The organism is Yokenella regensburgei ATCC 49455 (assembly GCF_000735455.1).
Lineage (GTDB): Bacteria > Pseudomonadota > Gammaproteobacteria > Enterobacterales > Enterobacteriaceae > Yokenella > Yokenella regensburgei.
In genome coordinates this window covers 152,035-172,007 of sequence record NZ_JMPS01000010.1, presented here as the reverse complement: position 1 = coordinate 172,007, position 19,973 = coordinate 152,035, and the positions used below count along the sequence as shown (strand labels likewise).

The following is a 19,973-nucleotide window of genomic DNA, read 5'->3' as shown; positions in this document are numbered from 1 at the left end:
AAGGGACATTGTTATGAAGAAAATCCTGTATGGCATTTTTGCCATATCTACGCTTGCGGCCGCTTCAGCTTACGCCGCACCTGTAGAAACGGGTGAAGCAGCGGGTACGGCTGCCACATCGGTCTCTGCGGGAAGCTCGACCGCAACCAGCGCCAGCACCGTCGGCTCTGCCGTGGGGGCTGCGCTGTCTGCAACCGGTGGCGGCAATGGCTCCAGCACTGGAACCACAACGACCACAACCACCAGCACTCGCTAGGGAGTGCCTTAATGCTAACCACACTTCGGTGTGGTTATTTTTCCCCTTTGGAGAAGCGTCGTGCAGCGAACGTCCATTATCCTGCTTTGCCTGCTGCTTCAGGCATGCTCAGCCCATAACCGAGGTCTGGGGAAATCGCTTTGGGAAAGCGTTTTCGGTGCCCCAGGCGTACAGCTCTCACAAGATGAAATTCACAACATGCCGTATGCCAGTCAGTATATGCGGCTCAACAACGGCCCGCAGCTATTTGTGGTGCTCGCTTTCTCAGAAAACGGGCAGCAGAAATGGGTGACGCAGGATCGTGCCACTCTGGTGACACAACACGGCCGCCTGGTTAAAACCCTGCTCAGGGGCGACAACCTGCTTGAAGTCTCTAATGTGCAGGCAGACCCGCTGATGAAACCGAATCAGATAGTTGATGGCGCGGCCTGGACCCGCACGATGGGCTGGACCGAATACGGGAAAGTCCGCTACGCCATCGCACGCTCCACCTTCCGCTGGACCGGCCACGATACGGTGACGCTTGCCGGGGAAACGACGAATGTTCGGGTTCTGGATGAAGCGGTTACCACCGATCAGACCCGCTGGCACAACCGATTCTGGGTGGATGCCGAAGGGCAGATTCGCCAGTCCGAGCAGTACCTCGGTGCAGATTACTTCCCGGTTAAAACTCAACTGATTAAGGCGGCGAAATGATGAAACGCTTATCCATTGCCGCCTTTCTGGTACTCATCGTCGCTCCGCTACCTGTTCTGGCGGCCGGTAAGGTTGAGATTTACCAGAACGGTAGCCCGACTGCGAAAATGCTCCCCAACGTTGAACGACTGGCCGATGTGGTGGGCCAGCCCTGGCTTGCCGAAAGCTGGTGGCCGGGAGCGGTTATCAGCGAGCGTCAGGCTACGCTCAAAGCCCGTGAGGCACAGCAGGCGCTGCTCGGTCGTCTGAGCGCGCTGGCCGTTGATGAGGATGATGACGATGCGGCGGTTATCAACACGCTGCGCCAACAAGTGCAGGCGCTGAACGTCACCGGAAGGCAGATGGTAAATCTTGATCCTGACCGCGTCCGCCTGGTGCCGCGAGCGAACCCGCCGCTTGCGGGGGATTACACCCTGTGGGTGGGCCGTGAACCCACAACGGTTCGTCTCTTCGGTCTGATAAGCCATCCTGGTCAACAACCGTTCACTCCCGGCCGCGACGTGGCGAGCTATCTCGATACTCAGGAACTGTTGAGCGGTGCCGATCGTAGCTATGCATGGGTCATTTATCCTGATGGCAGAAGTGAGAAAGCTCCCGTGGCGTACTGGAACAGGCGTCACATCGAGCCTGCGCCCGGTAGCGTGATTTTCGTAGGGTTTGCCAGTTCGCTCTGGACGAATAAGTACGACGAACTCAACGCCGAAATACTTCACACCCTCGCACAGCGGATACCTGAATAATGAAAACCAGATTTCTCTACAGTCTGCTGGCGCTGGGCGTGAGTGCGGCATGCCATGCAGAAACCTTTCCCGACCCGGTGGGACCATCGCAGCAGGATTTCGGCGGCGTGGGTCTGCTGCAAACCCCCACGGCGCGTATGGCGCGTGAAGGGGAGATGAGCCTTAACTATCACAACAACGATCAATATCGCTACTACTCCGCATCCATTCAGCTGTTCCCGTGGCTTGAAACCACGCTGCGCTATACCGACGTGCGCACCAAGTTGTACAGCAACGTGGAAGCCTTCTCTGGCTCTCAAACCTACAAAGATAAAGCCTTTGATCTCAAGGTGCGGTTGTGGGAAGAGAGCTATTGGCTACCACAGGTAGCGGCAGGGGCTCGCGACATCGGTGGTACTGGCCTCTTTGATGCGGAATACGTGGTGGCAAGCAAAGCCTGGGGTCCCTTTGATTTTACGCTTGGGCTAGGCTGGGGCTACCTTGGCACCAGCGGTAACGTGAAAAACCCGTTCTGCGTGTATGACGATGCTTATTGCTACCGTGATAACAGCTATCGCAAAGCGGGTTCTGTTGACAGCAGCCAGATGTTCCGCGGCCCGGCGGCACTGTTCGGTGGTGTGGAATACCAGACGCCCTGGCACCCGCTGCGTCTGAAACTCGAATATGAAGGTAACGATTACTCCCGTGACTTCGCGGGGAAAATAGAGCAGAAGAGCAAGTTTAACGTCGGCGCTATTTATCGCATCACAGACTGGGCCGACGTTAACCTGAGCTACGAACGCGGCAACACGTTCATGTTTGGCTTTACGCTGCGTAGTAATTTCAACGATCTACGCCCGTCGTACAACGACAACCTGCGACCGAAGTACCAGCCGGAGCCGCAGGACGCCATTCTTCAGCACAGCGTGGTAGCAAACCAGCTCACTCAGCTGAAATACAACGCCGGGCTTGCCGATCCGGCAATCCAGGTGCAGGGCGATACGCTGTATGTTTCCGGAGAGCAGGTGAAATACCGAGATTCACGCGAAGGTATTGAGCGCGCAAACCGGATTGTCATGAACGATCTGCCGGAAGGGATCCGCACCATTAACATCACCGAAAACCGCCTTCATCTGCCGCAGGTGACGGTTGAAACGGATGTTGCCAGCCTGCGTCATCATCTGGAAGGTGAGCCGCTGGGCTATGAAACGCCGCTGGCGCAAAAACGTATTGAACCGGTGGTGCCGCAGAAGCCGGAGCAGGGGTGGTATATGGAGAAACCTCGCGTTGATTTCCATATCGATCCGGTGCTTAACCAGTCTATTGGCGGGCCAGAAAACTTCTATATGTACCAGCTCGGGGTGATGGGGACCGCCGACTGGTGGGTCACCGACCACCTGCTGACCACCGGCAGTCTGTTTGCTAACCTGGCGAATAACTACGATAAGTTCAATTACACCAACCCACCACAGGATTCCACGCTGCCGCGTGTTCGTACTCACGTGCGTGACTATGTGGGTAATGATATCTATGTGAACAACCTGCAGGCTAACTACTTCCAGTACCTGGGCAACGGGTTCTACGGCCAGGTTTACGGTGGCTATCTGGAAACGATGTTCGGCGGCGTCGGGGCTGAAGTGCTTTATCGCCCGCTCGACAGCAACTGGGCGTTTGGTATCGACGCCAACTACGTGAAGCAGCGTGACTGGCATAGCGCGCAGGACATGATGAAATTCACCGATTACAGCGTGAAGACCGGGCACCTGACAGCCTACTGGACCCCGTGGTTTGCGCAGGACGTGGTGCTCAAAGCCAGCGTCGGGCAATACCTGGCCGGTGATAAGGGCGGCACCATGGAAATTATCAAATGGTTCGACAGCGGCATTGCCGTCGGCGCCTATGCCACGATAACCAACGCCTCTCCGGAAGAGTATGGCGAAGGGGACTTCACCAAAGGCGTTTACGTATCTATTCCGCTGGATCTGTTCACATCAAGTCCAACCCGTAGCCGCGCCGGTATAGGCTGGACGCCGCTAACGCGTGATGGTGGTCAGAGTCTTGGGCGTAAATTCCAGCTATATGACATGACGAACGATCGGAATATTAACTTCCGTTGAGTAGTTGTTAATATTACGTATTAAAAAAACGCTACTGGAATATCATGAAATAAACATTGAGGAAATAAAAATAGAGGGGGTGGTCGGACGCCGCCCCCCGGCAACCAGAACGAAACTATTTCAGGACAACCTGGTTCAAAAACTGAAGACTAATCATCTAAACTGTGCGGGGTATTTCGGTAAAAGATACTACCTGGTCATACCGGTACGATCCAGACAATATCCTGTTGCATTATCAATAATCGGACAAACCTCACGTGAAATGTTAATTTTTATAGTGTGTCAGGAGCGAGGATGTTCTGTGTTGCTATTATTGATGATGGAAGGTTGAATGTTTTCGCTATTCTTTTCTGGAGGTACCGTGGTGATAAACCATATTGCGAGACCAACAATACCAATAAGGCTGAATGTAAATGGATAGTGACTAAATATGGGAATTGTTACATCCGGTTCATCTATGCTGGAAATGCAGGATTTGTACACGCCAAACACAATCAAAACCAGATAGATTAATGGGGTGATGTAAAGTTCAAGTATATGAAGCGTTATCTTCGAGTATCGCACTCGTGTCCACCTGGATGCTATTAACCAAAGTAGCAGTGTACAAAAATTTTATGCTTGAGCAAAGCCCAGGGTGCGAGTTCGACCGGGAAATGGTGCTATCGTTGCCCAAGCATTTAAGTGACTTATTCTGATTCTTCCTGTGGTCTTGAAATTACGTGCATACGTAAACAGGCATAGGCGCAAAGTAAAAAGAAAGCACCATTGCCAATCAGATATCCATCGTATTTTTGTTCACCATGGAGATTTAATGCTATATTCAACAGCATCCCCAGTCCGATCCCAAAGATAAGTATTGCGATAAACACCCAGCGCGTATTGGCTTTTAAGTAAACATCGATCACCCTAATCATTGATAACACGATCCTTGCAGTATATGCATTGGCTAAACATCGTCCAGTACAGTCATTGACATTATTAATTATATAAAGCCCTCCATCTCTTGTGGCTTTTGATAATAATAACTCAGTTTTATTTTGTGAAGTGATTAATACGGAAAATCAAAAAGCTGATATCAATAATTCCACTAACCTTATGAAATGACTGAATTATAAATTACCCTTATGAGACAATCCTTATATTAAAATTGTAAATGAGAAGTCTCTTGAAAATATCTCATGTTGATTTTTAGGATCTTCCTTATATTGAGATTAAGATATTATCCTTTCATTGCGGTGAGTGTGAATAAAAATGTTTTGCTTAATAACTGGAACATTATTCCACTATTTCTGGTGTAAATAATCGCGCTGGTGGTCATTATTTTGGGGGGCAAACGATGGTGCCAGAGCGCCGGAAAACGTCGCAATCGACACAAAAAAAAGATAGATCGCCGTCACATTTTTGCGCTATACAGGAGGTAAGTTACAACATTACGACAACAACACAGGTGCTGTCATGACGCCGAATCCACGTCTACGTATCGAGCTGGTCTCGACCATTTTGCAGGGTGTACTTAATCTTGGTTTGCTGAGCCTTGGGCTCATTCTCGTTGTCTTTCTGGGTAAAGAGACATTGCATCTGGCGGACGTACTCTTCTCGCCGGAAAAAACGAGCAAATACGACCTGGTAGAGGGGTTGGTGGTGTACTTCCTCTACTTTGAGTTTATTGCGCTGATCGTGAAGTATTTCCAGTCCGGATACCATTTTCCGCTGCGCTACTTTGTGTATATCGGGATCACCGCTATCGTGCGGCTGATCATCGTCGATCACACTTCGCCTCTCGATGTGCTGATCTATTCGGGGGCGATCTTAATTCTTGTGATCACCCTGTGGCTGTGTAATTCCACTCGACTCAAGCGGGAATAAAAAAAAAGGCGCTCCGGGGAGCGCCTGACAACAGTCACAAGTCACAAGTTGAGGGTTACAGTGGCATTACATAATGAAACTTAACCTTTGACGCCGCCCGAGGTCAGGCCGCTGACCAGCCAGCGCTGTGCCAGCAGGAAGACAACAGTAATTGGAATGGCGGACAGCACCGCCGCAGCCGCAAAGTCTCCCCACAGATAGTTCTGCGGGTTAAGGTATTGCTGCATTCCCACCGCCAGGGTGTAGCTGTTCACATCACGCAGCAGCAGTGAAGCGACCGGCACTTCGGTAATTGCGGCGATGAATGACAGGATGAATACCACCGCCAGAATCGGTACCGACAGCGGCAGCAGCACCAGGCGGAACGCCTGCCACGGCGTAGCGCCATCCAGTGCTGCAGCTTCTTCCAGAGAGCCATCGATGGTTTCGAAATAACCTTTGATAGTCCAGACGTGCAGCGCAATGCCGCCCATGTAGGCAAAGATCACCCCACCATGCGTGTTCAGACCGATAAACGGCAGATACTGACCGAGACGGTCAAACAGGGCGTATAACGCCACCAGCGACAGTACCGCCGGGAACATCTGGAAAATCAGCATCCCTTTCAGCAGCGTCGCTTTCCCCGGGAAACGCATACGGGCGAAGGCATAGGCGCAGGTGGTGGAGAGGGCGACGATGCCAATCGCGGTGATCCCGGCAATTTTTATCGAGTTCCACAGCCACAGCAGCACCGGGAAGGGCGGTGGCGTGATGCGGCCGTCGGCGTGCTCTACGCTAAAGCCCAGCGCCAGTTTCCAGTGTTCCCACGAAATTTTCTCCGGGATAAGACTGCCGGTAGCGAAGTTACCTTCGCGCAGTGAGATAGTGATAACCATCAGCAGCGGGAACATGATCGCCGCAATAAAAATGAGCAACAGCAGGTGCGTGATAAAGAGGCGCAGCTTCTGGGATTTCGGTTGTACCATGGCCATTCTTCAGCCCTCCTTAGTCAAATTTCATGCGTGTGGCTTTCAGGTTCACAATCGCCAGAGCGCCAACCAGCAGGAAGATAATCGTGGCGATAGCCGCCGCGAGGCCGAAGTCTTGTCCGCCGCCGCCTTCGAAGGCGATACGGTAGGTGTAGCTCACCAGCAGGTCGGTATAGCCTGCCGGAGTGGTGGTGCCCAGACGGTCCGGCCCACCGTTGGTTAAGAGCTGGATCAGTACAAAATTGTTAAAGTTAAACGCAAAACTGGCGATCATCAGCGGCGTTAACGGCTTAATCAGCAGCGGGAAGGTAATCTTAAAGAAATTCTGCATCGGGCCAGCGCCATCCATTGCCGACGCTTCGTATAAGTCGTCCGGAATCGCTTTTAAAAGCCCCATGCACAGGATCATCATGTACGGATAGCCGAGCCAGGTGTTGACGATGATGATCATCGTTCGGGCGGTGGTAGGGTCGCTGAACCAGGCTGGTTTTATGCCAAACAGCGCGCTCAGCATCATGTTTATCTCGCCAAAGCTTTGGTTGAACAACCCCTTGAAGATAAGAATTGAGATAAACGACGGTACCGCGTAGGGCAGGATCAGCAGTACCCGGTAAATGGCTTTGCCCTTCAGGGATTCCCACTGCACCACGCAGGCCAGCACCATTCCAACCGCCACGGTCAGCACCACGGTTAATATGGAAAACACTACCGTCCAGACAAAAATGGCGAAAAACGGCTTCTGGATGCCCTCATCGGTAAACACGCGCATGAAGTTATCCCAGCCGATGGTGACGGTATATCCTGGGCTCAGTTTTTCCTCTCCGCCCACGGCCTGGTAATAGCCGATATCGTTATTCGGACGATACTTTACGCCGCTCTGATTATTGGTCAGCGTCCCGTCGCTTGCGAGGGTATACAGCGGTTGAGTACCGGAGAACTGACGCAGCGAGCTCATCACCACTTTGCTGTCATCCGGCAAAATCGCGGTCAGCTGGTTCAGGGCCTGACGGTTCTGGGTGATCACCCGCAGGTTGGCGCGTTCACCTTCCGGCAGTGAGGTTGTCTCTTTGAGCGTCAGCTTTTGAAAACCACCAAAGGCGAAAGGGCTGGAGAGATAGTGCTTCCCGCTTTCGCCGTCGGTCAGCGCCAGTTGCCATTCGCTACTTTCAGGGTAGAGCGCAAAGTTAAATGATTTTCCTGCCTGATAAGAGCGGTCTAACAGCACCTGCTGGGCGCGTTCGAAGGTAAGCTGGTTGGTACTGCTGTAGTTAGTGAACGCAATGGCGATGGTGCAGATAAGCGGGAACAGGACGAACAGCCCCATCCCGGCCATGCCTGGGTAGACGTAACGCCAGGCGTAGGCCTTACGGTTAGCAAAAATATAGAGGCCAGTTGAGCTTAAAATCAGCGTCATAATGGCGAACAGGTACTCCCCCTGGGCGTACATTAAAACGACAAGGTAACCCACCAGCAGGCACAACAGTCCGATAACGGACCATTTCAGCGTATCGCTTTGCCACCAGTGACTCTTTTTAACGACATCCATGGGGATCTTCCTCTACTGCGTTTGAGCTTTTCTCCCTCTCCCTGGGGGAGAGGGGATAAAAGTATTACTTGGTAATACGACCCTGCGCATCCTTCAGCGCGGCATCTACTGTCTGACGACCGCTGGCAGCGTTGATCACCGCAGTGCGAGTGGCATACCAGAAGGCCGCCATCTGCGGGATGTTCGGCATGATTTCACCTTTCTGGGCGTTATCCATGGTGGCCGCGATACGCGGATCCTTGGCTAACTTATCCTGGAAGGATTTCAGCGCGACGGCGCCGAGCGGTTTGTCCTTGTTCACATCTTCCAGACCCTGATCGGTCAGCAGGTAGTTTTCGAGGAACTCTTTCGCGAGCTCTTTGTTCGGGCTGGCGGCGTTAATACCCGCACTCAGCACGCCAACGAACGGTTTAGACGGCTTGCCCTTGAAGGTAGGCAGCAGCGTGACGCCGTAGTTGATTTTGCTCTTGTCGATGTTGGACCACGCCCACGGACCGTTGATGGTCATCGCGGTTTCGCCTTTGTTGAATGCGGCTTCCGCGATGGAATAGTCGGTATCGGCGTTCATGTGTTTGTTCTTGATGAGATCAACCAGGAAGGTCAGGCCAGCTTTCGCCCCGGCGTTGTCCACTCCTACGTCTTTCACATCGTATTTGCCGTTCTCAAACTTGAACGCATAACCACCGTCGGCGGCAATCAGCGGCCAGGTGAAGTACGGCTCCTGCAGGTTGAACATCAGGGCTGATTTGCCTTTCGCTTTCAGCGATTTATCCAGGGCTGGAATTTCTTCCCAGGTCTTCGGCGGGTTCGGAACCAGATCTTTGTTATAAATCAGCGACAGCGCTTCAACCGCGATCGGGTAAGCAATCAGTTTGCCGTTGTAACGTACCGCGTCCCAGGTGAACGGATAGAGTTTGTCCTGGAAAGCTTTATCCGGCGTTACTTCAGCGAGCAGGCCAGACTGCGCGTAGCCCCCGAAGCGGTCGTGTGCCCAGAAGATAATGTCCGGGCCGTCGCCGGTCGCCGCAACCTGCGGGAATTTCTCTTCCAGCTTGTCCGGGTGTTCAACCGTGACTTTAATACCGGTGTCTTTTTCGAATTTCTTACCCACTTCGGCGAGGCCGTTATAGCCTTTATCGCCGTTAATCCAGATAACCAGCTTTCCTTCTTCAATTTTGGCGAGGGCAGAGGCGGAAAACATCATCGTGGTTAATGCAGACAGCGCGAGGATGCGAGCGCCAGTTTTGATATTCATATATCCCGTCCTTTCTAGTATGTGCTCGTGGATACACTTCAGTGGCTTTTACGCTGCTTAGTTTCTTTATATGGGATCCTCTTTCCATCCTCCCTGAAGCTACGCCCCACCCCCGCGTTATGTGATCTGCATTGCATAAATAGCCGTTATGAGCGTTGGCGCACATAAAACCGCACCTGAATTTGCCGCTCCCATCACGAAAATCCCCCCTCCGCGCAACATCGGGTGGCAGAGCCCGCCGTCTCATCCTCCCGTCTCCTCCCCCATTAAAAACCCCGGGGGTGGAGGATTCACCCACGTTATCAATGCCGCATAGTCAGGCCATCTTGAGTATTTCCGTTAGTGACAGGTTGTAACGAAGGGAGAAGGGGATGGCGAGCGTACAGCTGCGAAATGTAACGAAAGCCTGGGGCGATGTGGTGGTGTCGAAAGACATTAACCTCGACATTCACGAAGGGGAGTTCGTGGTGTTTGTCGGGCCGTCAGGTTGTGGTAAGTCGACGCTGCTGCGCATGATTGCCGGGCTGGAGACGATTACCAGCGGGGATCTGCTGATTGGCGATATTCGCATGAACGACATTCCACCCGCCGAGCGCGGCGTTGGGATGGTGTTCCAGTCCTATGCGCTTTACCCGCATCTCTCCGTTGCCGAAAACATGTCCTTTGGCCTGAAGCTTGCCGGAGCCAAGAAAGAGGTTATCGCCCAACGCGTGAACCAGGTGGCGGAAGTGCTGCAACTGGCGCACCTGCTTGAGCGCAAGCCGAAGGCGTTATCCGGCGGCCAGCGCCAGCGCGTGGCAATTGGCCGTACGCTGGTGGCAGAGCCGCGCGTCTTCCTGCTCGATGAACCGCTTTCCAACCTCGATGCCGCGCTGCGCGTGCAGATGCGCATTGAGATCTCGCGCCTGCACAAACGCCTTGGCCGCACGATGATTTACGTCACCCACGATCAGGTAGAAGCCATGACGCTTGCCGACAAAATCGTGGTGCTGGACGCCGGCCGCGTCGCGCAAACCGGTAAACCGCTGGAGCTGTATCACTACCCGGCGGATCGCTTCGTCGCGGGCTTTATCGGTTCGCCAAAAATGAACTTCCTGCCGGTGAAAGTCACCGCCACCGCGATTGAACAGGTTCAGGTAGAACTGCCAAATCGCCAGCGCATCTGGCTGCCGGTGGAAAGCAACGGTGTACAAGTTGGCGCCAACATGTCGCTGGGTATTCGCCCGGAACATCTGCTGCCGAGCGATATCGCCGACGTCACTCTCGAAGGGGAAGTGCAGGTCGTCGAACAGCTGGGCCACGAAACGCAAATTCATATCCAGATCCCCGCCATTCGTCAGAACCTGGTCTACCGCCAGGCTGATGTGGTGTTGGTAGAAGAGGGAGCCACATTCGCCATTGGTTTGCCGCCAGAGCGCTGTCATCTGTTCCGTGAAGATGGCACAGCTTGTCGTCGGCTGCATCAAGAGCCTGGCGTTTAAATCCCATAAAAAACAAGAGAAAAGCAATGATCTCAGGAGATAGAATGATGATTACTCTGCGCAAACTTCCACTGGCAGTTGCCGTTGCGGCGGGCGTGTTGTCCGCCCAGGCGATGGCCGTTGATTTCCACGGGTATGCCCGTTCCGGTATCGGCTGGACAGGCAGCGGCGGCGAGCAGCAATGCTTCCAGGCGACCGGTGCCCAAAGTAAGTACCGTCTTGGTAACGAATGTGAAACCTACGCTGAGCTGAAACTGGGCCAGGAAGTGTGGAAAGAAGGTGATAAGAGCTTCTACTTCGATACCAACGTTGCATACTCCGTAGCACAGCAGAATGACTGGGAAGCGACTGACCCGGCATTCCGTGAAGCCAACGTGCAGGGTAAAAACCTGATCGACTGGCTGCCTGGCTCCACCATCTGGGCCGGTAAGCGTTTCTATCAGCGTCATGACGTCCACATGATCGACTTCTACTACTGGGATATCTCCGGCCCGGGCGCAGGTCTGGAAAACATCGACGTCGGCTTCGGTAAACTTTCTCTCGCAGCGACGCGTTCTTCTGAAGCAGGCGGTTCTTCTTCCTTCGCCAGCAACAGTATCTATGACTACACCAGCCGTACTGCCAATGACGTGTTCGACGTGCGTTTAGCACAGATGGAAGTGAACCCGGGCGGTACTCTGGAGTTTGGTGTTGACTACGGTCGTGCCAACGAACGTGACAATTACTATCTGGTTGACGGTGCCTCTAAAGATGGCTGGATGCTTACTGCAGAACATACTCAGAGCATGCTGAAGGGCTACAACAAGTTTGTTATACAGTACGCGACCGATGCCATGACTTCGCAGGGTAAAGGTCAGGCACAGGGTTCTGGTGTTGGTATCGATAACGACAAATATGCCTACGCGATTAACAACAACGGCCACCTGCTGCGCGTTCTCGACCACGGCGCCATCTCCCTCGGCGACAGCTGGGATCTGATGTACGTCGGTATGTATCAGGACATCAGCTGGGATAACAACAACGGGACCCAATGGTGGACCGTCGGTGTGCGCCCAATGTACAAGTGGACGCCTATCATGAGCACCCTGCTGGAAGTGGGCTACGACAACGTGAAGTCGCAGAATACCGGCGACACCAACAACCAGTACAAAATTACCCTTGCACAGCAATGGCAGGCCGGTGACAGCATCTGGTCTCGTCCGGCGATTCGTCTGTTCGCTACCTACGCCAAGTGGGATGAGAAGTGGGGCTACGACTACAACGGTAACTCCGCGACCAACCCTAACTACGGCAAGGCGACCAGCAATGGCTTCAACGGTGGTTCCTTCGGCCGCGGTGACAGCGACGAGTGGACCTTCGGCGCCCAGATGGAAATCTGGTGGTAATGGCCCGTTAACCCCCTGTAATGACCTGATGAGGGGCGAAAGCCCCTCTGTCCTTCGGCCCAGCGCGCTATTGCCTGGCTACCGCTTGGCCATTGTCTGAGGTAATAACAATGAAAATGAAAAAAAGTCTCGTCGCACTGAGTCTCTGTGCGGGTCTGCTGGCAAGTGCCCCTGCGTTGACGTTTGCTGAGGTGAACATTGTTCCGCAGAACACCGCCGCTGCACCGGCGATCCCTGCTGATGCTCTGCAGAAACTGGTCTGGACCCCAGTTGATCAATCTAAAATTCAAAGCACCTCGCTTGCCGCCGGTGGTCAGCAGCTCAACGTACCGGGGATTTCTGGCCCGGTTGCGGCGTACAGCGTACCGGCAAATATCGGTGAACTGTACCTGACGCTCACCAGCGAAGTAGATAAAAGAACCCAAGTGTTTGCACCGAACGTGCTGATTCTTGATCAGAACATGACGCCTTCGGCGTTCTTCCCGAGCAGTTATTTCACTTACCAGGAGCCGGGCGTGATGAGCGCGGACCGTCTGGAAGGTGAAATGCGCCTGACACCTGCGCTGGGTCAGCAGAAAATTTATGTTCTGGTGTTCACCACGCCGCAGGACCTGCAGAAGACCACCACGCTGCTGGATCCGGCGAAAGCCTATGCCAAAGGTACCGGTAATGCGATTCCGGATATTCCTGACCCGATTGCCCGCCACGTCACCGATGGCACCGTGAAACTGAAGGTGAAAACCTCGTCAGGCTCCAGCGTGCTGGTTGGCCCGTTGTTTGGCTCCTCTACGACTGGCCCGGTGACGGTAGGCAATACGGCAGCACCGGTTTATGCCGCGCCGGTTGCCGCCGCGCCAGCTCCGGCACCGGCGAAGAAAAGCGAGCCCGTGCTGACCGATACCGAAAGCTATTTTAATAACGCAATCAAACAAGCGGTTGCGAAGGGTGATGTTGATAAAGCGCTGAAGCTTCTGGACGAGGCAGAGCGCCTTGGCTCCACCTCAGCGCGTTCCACCTTTATCAGCAGTGTAAAAGGCAAGGGGTGACCGTCTCCCCGCAGTGCTGATGTTTTAGGCTAAGCCTTTCGGAGCGCCCTTTCTGGGCGTTCCTTTTTTTGTGACCTGCCTCTGCTGTTGCATAGCTGTTGCGCCGATGATCGTATATTGACGTTTGAGCCCCCACGAAATTGATTTTCTGCGATACAATGCCGATAAATCAGGTATTGGAGAAGTCAGGCATGACACATCCTGCGCTCACGCAGCTGCGTGCGCTGCGCTATTTTGACGCAATTCCCCCTCTGGAACCGGAGCAGCTCGACTGGCTGTTGCTGGAAGATTCCATGACTAAACGTTTTGAGCAGCAGGGCAAGCAGATAACGGTCACCATGATCCGTGAAGACTTCGTCACGGGCGATGAGATAGCCGAAGAACGGAGTCTGTTACCCGAAGAACCGCGTTACTGGCTGCGCGAGATACTGCTGTGCGCTGACGGTGAGCCGTGGCTTGCCGGCCGTACCGTCGTGCCGGAGTCGACGCTGAGTGGCCCGGAGCTGGCATTGCAACAACTCGGGAAGACGCCGCTGGGGCGCTATCTGTTTACGTCCTCGCAGCTCACCCGTGACTTTATTGAAATTGGACGCCATGCAGACCTGTGGGGGCGTCGTTCCCGCCTTCGCCTGAGTGGAAAACCGCTGCTGCTGACAGAGCTGTTTTTGCCTGCATCGCCGTTGTATTAAGAGGTAGAAGAAATGGAGTGGAGTCTGACGCAGCATAAGTTGTTGGCGTATAACCGCCTGATGCGTACCGACAAACCGATAGGCACGCTGCTGCTGCTGTGGCCGACACTATGGGCGCTGTGGCTCGCCGAACCTGGAGTTCCTCCGCTGTGGATCCTGGCGGTGTTTGTGGCGGGCGTCTGGCTGATGCGCGCGGCGGGCTGCGTGGTGAATGACTACGCCGATCGAAAGTTCGACGGCCATGTGAAACGCACTGCCCATCGGCCATTGCCAAGCGGAGATGTCACCGAGAAAGAGGCGCGAGTGCTGTTTGTGGCGCTGGTGCTGTGTTCATTCGTCCTGGTGTTGACGCTGAATACCATGACGATTTTGCTGTCGGTGGCAGGCCTGGCGCTCGCCTGGGTATACCCGTTCATGAAGCGCTATACCCATTTGCCGCAGGTGGTGCTGGGGGCGGCATTTGGCTGGTCAATTCCCATGGCCTTTGCCGCAGTTAGTGAGCACTTACCATTAAGTTGCTGGTTAATGTTCCTCGCTAACATTTTGTGGGCGGTGGCGTACGACACCCAGTATGCAATGGTTGACCGCGACGACGACCTGAAAATCGGCATTAAATCGACCGCCATCCTGTTTGGGAAAAACGACAAACTGATTATCGGCATTTTGCAGGCCGGCGTGCTGGCGTTGATGGTGACAATTGGCTGGCTGAATCAGCTGAACTGGGAGTTTTACTGGGCGGTGGCGATTGCCGGGGCGCTGTTCGTTTATCAGCAGAAGCTGATTAAAGACCGCGAACGTGACGCCTGTTTTAAAGCGTTTATGAACAATAACTACGTTGGACTGGTGCTGTTTATCGGTCTGGCAATAAGCTTTCTTGGTTAATAAAAAGGCCCTCACAGAGGGCCTTTTTCATTTAAGCGTCCTGGCTTGCACTCTCAATCGTCAAGCGCACGTCGGAGGTAATTAACTCCGCCAGCATCTGATAGACCTTCATCGTTTCATTCGTGTCCGCATCACCGGTATCACTGATGAATCCTTCATCGCGTAGCGTCAGTACCAGAGTACTGAACACGGCTTTATCAAAGAACTCTGGTGCGTTGATCCCGTGCAGCACCGACAGACGCTGCGCCACGGTACGGCTCTCTTTCTCAAGCGTACTGCGGTTGATGGACGGGTTCGCGCTCAGCAGCCAGAAGGTGATGGCGTAACGCTGCAGCGTTTCACGTGCGCCCGCTGCCAGCAGTTGCAATGTACGGGAGTGTGAAGCGTTAATGCGCAGCTCACCCTCTTCCAGTGTGACCAGCTCCTGACGCTGCATTTCTGCGATCAGTGCATCGATAACACCCGCCAACTCGTCTTTTTCCCAGCGCAGGAACAGCTCGGCCTTCAGCAGCGGGTAGAGCGTGTCGATGTGGCGCTGAACCTCGCTACGCGAGATGTGACGGTGCTGAGTGATAATTGCGGCCAGCAGCGACGGCATCATCAGCATGTGGGTGATGTTGTTGCGATAGTAGGTCATCAGCACCGCCTGCTCGCGCGGCAGAATGATGATATCGCCGATGGTATCCTTCTCGACTTCGAACTTGTTCATCTGCAACGCGTGATCGATAAGCGCGCTGGCAGACATTGACGGTACGGTCGAATCTGGTGAATACGGCACATTACGCATCAGCTCGAGATAGCACTCCAGCTGCTGGGTCAGTTGCTCACGGGTGAGCGAACGCTGGCGCGAGGCCAACAGCGCGGTACAGCACAGGTTCATGGCGTTTGCCGCACCGGCATTGTTGATGCGCACCATCAGGTCTGCTGCAATGTTGTTCACCGTCGGCGTCAGCCAGGCCGGACGTATCGCTTCGATAGGATCGATAGCTTCGCGCCAGGTCGGGACGTGCTGGTTCAGGTAGGTCGTGAGCGGCATCGGTTCGCCGAAGTTCACATAGCCCTGGCCCAGATTGCGTAACTTGCTAAGACCGCGCAGCATCTGCGGCAGGCTCTCTTTCTCTTTGGTCGCCCCGCGTAGCTCTTTGGCGTAAGTCCCCACTTCCATCACGTGTTCGTAGCCGATGTAAATCGGTACCAGGGTGATAGGACGGGTACCGCCGCGCAGCATCGCCTGAATGGTCATCGACAGGGTACCGGTTTTCGGATCCAGCAGACGACCAGTACGGGAACGACCGCCCTCCACAAAGTACTCAACAGAGTAGCCACGGCTGAACAGCTCACCCAGATATTCGCGAAATACGGTGGAATAGAGCTTGTTACCCTTGAAGGTACGACGAATAAAGAACGCACCAAGGCGGCGGAACACCGGCCCTGCGGGCCAGAAGTTCAGGTTGATACCGGCAGCAATATGCGGCGGCACCAGACCCTGGTGATACAGCACGTAGGAAAGCAGCAGGTAGTCCATGTGGCTGCGGTGGCAGGGCACATACACAATCTCATGACCGTCGTGAGCTAACTGGCGAACGCGCTCGGCGTTGTGCACGTTAATGCCCTGGTACAGACGGTTCCAGGTAAAGCCGAGAATACGGTCAGTCAGGCGGATCATCTCGTAGGAGAAGTTGGCCGCAATCTCTTCCATCAGCGCAATAGCGTTCTGTTGCGCCTTCTCGTGGGAAATTTTCTTGCTGCGCGCTTCATCTTCAACGGCACGGGCGATAGCCTTTGAGGCCAGCAGCTTGTTGAACAGGTCCTGACGCGCCGGCAGACGCGGCCCAACCGCGGCCAGACGCTGACGAGCAAAGTGCATGCGTGCCACTCGCGCCAGTTTCTGAGCGATGGTTTTGTCGGTACCGTGCTCGGTTGCCATCCAGCGCAGCGACACCGACGGCGAGAAGCGCACAAAGCTGTCGCGGCCAAGCCAGGTGACGGCGAAGAACTTCTGAATGCCGTTCAGCATGCGCAGCGGCGGGTTCTCTTCCCCTTTCTCGCGCCCCGGGGAGCGACCGAACATCACCGATACCGGTACCATCTGCACGTCCAGATCGGGATTGCTGCGGTGCAGATCCAGATAGTCGTGGAACAGCTTGATGGACTCTTCTTTCGGGGTGTAATACGTGAAGACACGCGGGCCACCGTGAATGAAGACGTAGCGCGGCAGCAGCGTGCCGTCTATCTCCAGCGGTTCCAGCGGATCGGGTAAGTCGTGCGCCAGGCATTGGGCGCGCAAAGTCAGCAGGTCTGCCTTAGAGTTGTAGGGCAGCACGTACATAATCGGGCGTGACGTATCGAGCCCTAACTCCTGCGCAGGTTCTGCCGGAATAGACTTGCTTTTTACCAGGATGCTTAATGGTAAATTCAGTAATTTGTAGTAAATTCTTGGCCAGCCAGACATAAACGATGTAAAGCCTCTGGTTAATAATGCAATTGCGCGGCAAGAATACCAGAAAGCGTACAGAATTTCTGCGCGTGTGCTGTGCGTCTACACTGTGATTAACATATAAAATCGAAAAAGGTTCATTTAATGGCCAATGATACCACTGGGATAACCCGCATCATCAAAGCCGCTGGCTACTCCTGGAAAGGATTCCGCGCCGCCTGGCGTAACGAAGCCGCCTTCCGCCAGGAGGGGACCGTCGCGATTCTGGCCGTCATCATTGCCTGTTGGCTGGATGTCGATGCGATAACCCGCGTTCTGCTGATTGGCTCGGTCCTGTTGGTGATGATAGTGGAAATTCTCAACAGTGCGATCGAAGCGGTGGTCGACAGAATTGGCCCGGAGCACCACGAGCTCTCCGGTCGTGCGAAAGATATGGGCAGCGCCGCGGTGCTGCTGTCTATTTTTATCGCATTAATCACCTGGGGCACGCTGTTGTGGTCGCATTTTCGATAATGCTTCCAGAATTGATTAAGACACTTGTTTTTTGTGCTTTTTGTGGTTCCAAAATCGCCGTTAACTGTATATACTCACAGCATAACTGTATATACACCCAGGGGGCGGGATGAAAGCGTTAACGACCAGGCAGCAAGAGGTGTTTGATCTCATTCGGGAACATATCGGCCAGACCGGTATGCCGCCAACACGTGCGGAGATCGCCAAGCAGCTGGGGTTCCGTTCCCCGAATGCGGCAGAAGAACACCTGAAAGCGCTGGCGCGTAAAGGCGCCATCGAAATTGTGTCTGGCGCGTCGCGCGGTATCCGCCTGCTGGTGGAAGAAGAAGAGGGTTTACCGTTAGTAGGCCGTGTTGCCGCCGGTGAACCGCTGCTGGCACAGCAGCACATTGAAGGTCACTATCAGGTTGACCCAGCCATGTTCAAACCGAGCGCGGATTTCCTGCTGCGCGTCAGCGGTATGTCGATGAAGGATATCGGTATTCTGGACGGCGACCTGCTGGCGGTGCATAAAACTCAGGATGTGCGTAACGGCCAGGTGGTCGTCGCGCGTATTGACGACGAAGTAACCGTAAAACGCCTTAAAAAGCAGGGTAACACCGTCGAACTGTTGCCGGAAAACACCGAGTTCACCCCGATTGTGGTCGATCTGCGTCAGCAGAGCTTCTCTATCGAAGGGTTGGCAGTAGGCGTAATCCGCAACGGTGAGTGGCTGTAACCCTTCCTCAACGACTGCGGTACAACGCTTGCCGCAGTCTGTTCCTCTCTTGATCTCTCTTCAGGCATTTTTCTATGCAGCTTTTCAACGCAGCCGATAAGGCGCTGTGGCGTCTGGCGTTGCCGATGATTTTCTCCAACATCACCGTACCGCTTTTGGGTCTGGTGGATACCGCTGTGATTGGTCATCTCGACAGCCCCGTGTATCTCGGCGGTGTGGCGGTAGGTGCTACGGCAACCAGCTTCCTGTTTATGCTGCTGCTCTTTTTGCGCATGAGTACGACCGGGTTTACCGCCCAGGCGTTTGGGGCGAGAGATCCCCAGGCCCTGGCAAGGGCACTGGTTCAGCCGCTGCTGCTGGCGTTAGGCGCCGGAGTGCTGATAGTCCTGCTGCGGGAGCCCATTATCAATCTGGCGCTGCAGGTGGTTGGTGGCAGTGAGGCTGTGCTGGAGCAGGCGCGGCGCTTCCTGGAGATTCGCTGGCTCAGCGCTCCGGCGTCGCTGGCAAACCTGGTGCTGCTGGGCTGGCTGCTTGGCGTGCAGTATGCCCGTGCGCCGGTCATCCTGCTGGTAGTCGGCAATATTCTGAATATCACCCTCGACCTCTGGCTGGTTATGGGACTGCATATGGATGTGCAGGGCGCGGCGCTGGCGACGGCTATCGCTGAATACGCGACCTTTTTCATCGGCCTGCTGATGGTGCGGCGGGTGCTGCGGCTGCGCGGTATCACCCGAGAGATGCTGAAAAACGCCTGGCGGGGTAACCTCCGGCGGCTGCTGGCGCTTAACCGGGACATCATGCTGCGCTCGCTGTTGCTACAGCTGTGTTTTGGTGCGATCACCGTTTTAGGTGCGCGACTTGGCGGCGACGTTGTGGCGGTGAACGCGGTGCTGATGACGATGCTCACCTTTACCGCCTATGCCCTGGATGGTTTTGCCTATGCCGTGGAGGCGCATTCCGGGCAGGCATACGGCGCACGGGATGGCAGCAAATTGCGCCACGTCTGGCACGCCGCATGTCGGCAGTCGGGCCTCGTGGCGCTGGCTTTTGCGCTGGTTTATCTGCTGGCCGGAAAAGGGATTATCGCACTTCTGACTTCGCTCCCCGAGCTGCAGCAACTGGCAGATCGCTATGTTATCTGGCAGGTGGTGTTACCGCTTATCGGCGTCTGGTGCTATCTGCTCGACGGTATGTTCATCGGGGCGACGCGCGGCGCTGAAATGCGTAACAGCATGGCAGTTGCAGCGGCAGGTTTCGCCCTGACCTTACTGACGGTACCGCTGCTGGGGAATCACGGATTGTGGCTGTCGCTGGCGGTGTTTCTGGCGTTGCGCGGTCTGTCACTTGCATGGATCTGGCGGCGACACTGGCAGCGTGGGACCTGGTTTGCGTGATGCAG

18 protein-coding genes are annotated in these 19,973 nt (G+C 54.6%); 13 read left to right on the top strand and 5 right to left on the bottom strand.

What is annotated here, in order from left to right; all coding sequences use genetic code 11:
- The first annotated feature begins 13 nt into the window (after nt 1–13).
- Genes yjbE through GYRE_RS02900 form a run of 4 tightly spaced genes read left to right on the top strand, consistent with a single transcriptional unit; the run spans nt 14 to nt 3,788 of the window.
- Nucleotides 14–256, top strand: coding sequence for an exopolysaccharide production protein YjbE (yjbE, locus tag GYRE_RS02915; protein ID WP_006816661.1), 243 nt, complete (start codon nt 14–16; stop codon nt 254–256).
- Nucleotides 257–316: 60 nt separating this feature from the next.
- Nucleotides 317–952, top strand: coding sequence for a YjbF family lipoprotein (locus tag GYRE_RS02910; protein WP_038252841.1), 636 nt, complete (start codon nt 317–319; stop codon nt 950–952).
- Nucleotides 949–1,692, top strand: a complete 744-nt coding sequence (locus GYRE_RS02905; RefSeq protein WP_038252838.1) for a capsule biosynthesis GfcC family protein — start codon at nt 949–951, stop codon at nt 1,690–1,692. Before GYRE_RS02910 ends, GYRE_RS02905 begins: the two co-directional genes overlap by 4 nt.
- The gene (locus tag GYRE_RS02900) at nt 1,692–3,788 is read left to right on the top strand and encodes a YjbH domain-containing protein (RefSeq protein WP_006816664.1); all 2,097 of its coding nucleotides are present in this window, start codon (nt 1,692–1,694) and stop codon (nt 3,786–3,788) included. The genes GYRE_RS02905 and GYRE_RS02900 overlap by 1 nt, the downstream gene beginning before the upstream one ends.
- Before the next feature lie 686 nt (nt 3,789–4,474).
- Here the strand turns inward: GYRE_RS02900 and GYRE_RS02890 are convergent.
- Entirely contained in the window at nt 4,475–4,702 is a 228-nt protein-coding gene (locus tag GYRE_RS02890; RefSeq protein ID WP_006816667.1) for a hypothetical protein, read from the bottom strand.
- 541 nt (nt 4,703–5,243) lie between these two features.
- Here GYRE_RS02890 and psiE point away from each other — a divergent pair.
- Nucleotides 5,244–5,654, top strand: coding sequence for a phosphate-starvation-inducible protein PsiE (gene psiE / locus GYRE_RS02885; RefSeq protein ID WP_006816669.1), 411 nt, complete (start codon nt 5,244–5,246; stop codon nt 5,652–5,654).
- Nucleotides 5,655–5,734: 80 nt separating this feature from the next.
- Here the strand turns inward: psiE and malG are convergent, their stop codons facing one another.
- The 3 genes from malG to malE all read right to left on the bottom strand — a co-directional run bounded on the left by malG (nt 5,735) and on the right by malE (nt 9,423).
- The gene (malG, locus tag GYRE_RS02880) at nt 5,735–6,625 is read right to left on the bottom strand and encodes a maltose ABC transporter permease MalG (protein WP_006816670.1); all 891 of its coding nucleotides are present in this window, start codon (nt 6,623–6,625) and stop codon (nt 5,735–5,737) included.
- 13 nt (nt 6,626–6,638) lie between these two features.
- A complete protein-coding gene (malF, locus tag GYRE_RS02875; protein ID WP_038252831.1) occupies nt 6,639–8,168 on the bottom strand; it encodes a maltose ABC transporter permease MalF in 1,530 nt (509 codons plus the stop codon).
- Nucleotides 8,169–8,232: 64 nt separating this feature from the next.
- Nucleotides 8,233–9,423 carry a maltose/maltodextrin ABC transporter substrate-binding protein MalE gene (gene malE, locus GYRE_RS02870; protein WP_006816672.1) on the bottom strand — a complete coding sequence of 397 codons (1,191 nt, stop codon included), beginning with the start codon at nt 9,421–9,423 and terminating at the stop codon, nt 8,233–8,235.
- A 371-nt stretch (nt 9,424–9,794) separates the two neighbouring features.
- Here malE and malK point away from each other — a divergent pair, with 371 nt between their 5' ends.
- The 5 genes from malK to ubiA all read left to right on the top strand — a co-directional run bounded on the left by malK (nt 9,795) and on the right by ubiA (nt 14,906).
- Nucleotides 9,795–10,904 (top strand): maltose/maltodextrin ABC transporter ATP-binding protein MalK, encoded by a 1,110-nt coding sequence (malK, locus tag GYRE_RS02865; protein WP_006816674.1) that lies wholly within the window; start codon nt 9,795–9,797, stop codon nt 10,902–10,904.
- Between the two features lie 44 nt (nt 10,905–10,948).
- Nucleotides 10,949–12,289 carry a maltoporin gene (locus GYRE_RS02860; RefSeq protein ID WP_038252829.1) on the top strand — a complete coding sequence of 447 codons (1,341 nt, stop codon included), beginning with the start codon at nt 10,949–10,951 and terminating at the stop codon, nt 12,287–12,289.
- A gap of 110 nt (nt 12,290–12,399) precedes the next feature.
- The gene (gene malM / locus GYRE_RS02855) at nt 12,400–13,335 is read left to right on the top strand and encodes a maltose operon protein MalM (protein WP_038252826.1); all 936 of its coding nucleotides are present in this window, start codon (nt 12,400–12,402) and stop codon (nt 13,333–13,335) included.
- Nucleotides 13,336–13,526: 191 nt separating this feature from the next.
- Nucleotides 13,527–14,024 carry a chorismate lyase gene (ubiC, locus tag GYRE_RS02850; RefSeq protein ID WP_038252824.1) on the top strand — a complete coding sequence of 166 codons (498 nt, stop codon included), beginning with the start codon at nt 13,527–13,529 and terminating at the stop codon, nt 14,022–14,024.
- Nucleotides 14,025–14,036: 12 nt separating this feature from the next.
- Complete coding sequence (ubiA, locus tag GYRE_RS02845; RefSeq protein ID WP_038252821.1) at nt 14,037–14,906, top strand: 4-hydroxybenzoate octaprenyltransferase; 870 nt, start codon at nt 14,037–14,039, stop codon at nt 14,904–14,906.
- 31 nt (nt 14,907–14,937) lie between these two features.
- Here ubiA and plsB read toward each other — a convergent pair whose 3' ends face one another.
- Nucleotides 14,938–17,358 carry a glycerol-3-phosphate 1-O-acyltransferase PlsB gene (plsB, locus tag GYRE_RS02840; RefSeq protein WP_006816679.1) on the bottom strand — a complete coding sequence of 807 codons (2,421 nt, stop codon included), beginning with the start codon at nt 17,356–17,358 and terminating at the stop codon, nt 14,938–14,940.
- 129 nt (nt 17,359–17,487) lie between these two features.
- On the opposite strand from plsB, the gene GYRE_RS02835 reads away from it, so the two are divergent.
- The 3 genes from GYRE_RS02835 (at nt 17,488) to dinF (ending at nt 19,968) form a co-directional block, all read left to right on the top strand.
- Nucleotides 17,488–17,856 carry a diacylglycerol kinase gene (locus tag GYRE_RS02835; protein ID WP_006816680.1) on the top strand — a complete coding sequence of 123 codons (369 nt, stop codon included), beginning with the start codon at nt 17,488–17,490 and terminating at the stop codon, nt 17,854–17,856.
- A gap of 109 nt (nt 17,857–17,965) precedes the next feature.
- Complete coding sequence (lexA, locus tag GYRE_RS02830; RefSeq protein WP_006816681.1) at nt 17,966–18,574, top strand: transcriptional repressor LexA; 609 nt, start codon at nt 17,966–17,968, stop codon at nt 18,572–18,574.
- Between the two features lie 74 nt (nt 18,575–18,648).
- Nucleotides 18,649–19,968 carry an MATE family efflux transporter DinF gene (dinF, locus tag GYRE_RS02825; protein WP_038252819.1) on the top strand — a complete coding sequence of 440 codons (1,320 nt, stop codon included), beginning with the start codon at nt 18,649–18,651 and terminating at the stop codon, nt 19,966–19,968.
- Nucleotides 19,969–19,973: the final 5 nt, after the last annotated feature.

Excerpts from the sequence above, each read along its gene's own strand:
- yjbE (WP_006816661.1), top strand. The coding sequence starts at position 14 with ATGAAGAAAATCCTGTATGGCATTTTTGCCATATCTACGCTTGCGGCC.
- GYRE_RS02905 (WP_038252838.1), top strand. The coding sequence starts at position 949 with ATGATGAAACGCTTATCCATTGCCGCCTTTCTGGTACTCATCGTCGCT.
- GYRE_RS02900 (WP_006816664.1), top strand. The coding sequence starts at position 1,692 with ATGAAAACCAGATTTCTCTACAGTCTGCTGGCGCTGGGCGTGAGTGCG.
- GYRE_RS02890 (WP_006816667.1), bottom strand. The coding sequence starts at position 4,702 with ATGATTAGGGTGATCGATGTTTACTTAAAAGCCAATACGCGCTGGGTG.
- psiE (WP_006816669.1), top strand. The coding sequence starts at position 5,244 with ATGACGCCGAATCCACGTCTACGTATCGAGCTGGTCTCGACCATTTTG.
- malG (WP_006816670.1), bottom strand. The coding sequence starts at position 6,625 with ATGGCCATGGTACAACCGAAATCCCAGAAGCTGCGCCTCTTTATCACG.
- malF (WP_038252831.1), bottom strand. The coding sequence starts at position 8,168 with ATGGATGTCGTTAAAAAGAGTCACTGGTGGCAAAGCGATACGCTGAAA.
- malE (WP_006816672.1), bottom strand. The coding sequence starts at position 9,423 with ATGAATATCAAAACTGGCGCTCGCATCCTCGCGCTGTCTGCATTAACC.
- malK (WP_006816674.1), top strand. The coding sequence starts at position 9,795 with ATGGCGAGCGTACAGCTGCGAAATGTAACGAAAGCCTGGGGCGATGTG.
- GYRE_RS02860 (WP_038252829.1), top strand. The coding sequence starts at position 10,949 with ATGATGATTACTCTGCGCAAACTTCCACTGGCAGTTGCCGTTGCGGCG.
- malM (WP_038252826.1), top strand. The coding sequence starts at position 12,400 with ATGAAAATGAAAAAAAGTCTCGTCGCACTGAGTCTCTGTGCGGGTCTG.
- ubiC (WP_038252824.1), top strand. The coding sequence starts at position 13,527 with ATGACACATCCTGCGCTCACGCAGCTGCGTGCGCTGCGCTATTTTGAC.
- ubiA (WP_038252821.1), top strand. The coding sequence starts at position 14,037 with ATGGAGTGGAGTCTGACGCAGCATAAGTTGTTGGCGTATAACCGCCTG.
- plsB (WP_006816679.1), bottom strand. The coding sequence starts at position 17,358 with ATGTCTGGCTGGCCAAGAATTTACTACAAATTACTGAATTTACCATTA.
- GYRE_RS02835 (WP_006816680.1), top strand. The coding sequence starts at position 17,488 with ATGGCCAATGATACCACTGGGATAACCCGCATCATCAAAGCCGCTGGC.
- lexA (WP_006816681.1), top strand. The coding sequence starts at position 17,966 with ATGAAAGCGTTAACGACCAGGCAGCAAGAGGTGTTTGATCTCATTCGG.
- dinF (WP_038252819.1), top strand. The coding sequence starts at position 18,649 with ATGCAGCTTTTCAACGCAGCCGATAAGGCGCTGTGGCGTCTGGCGTTG.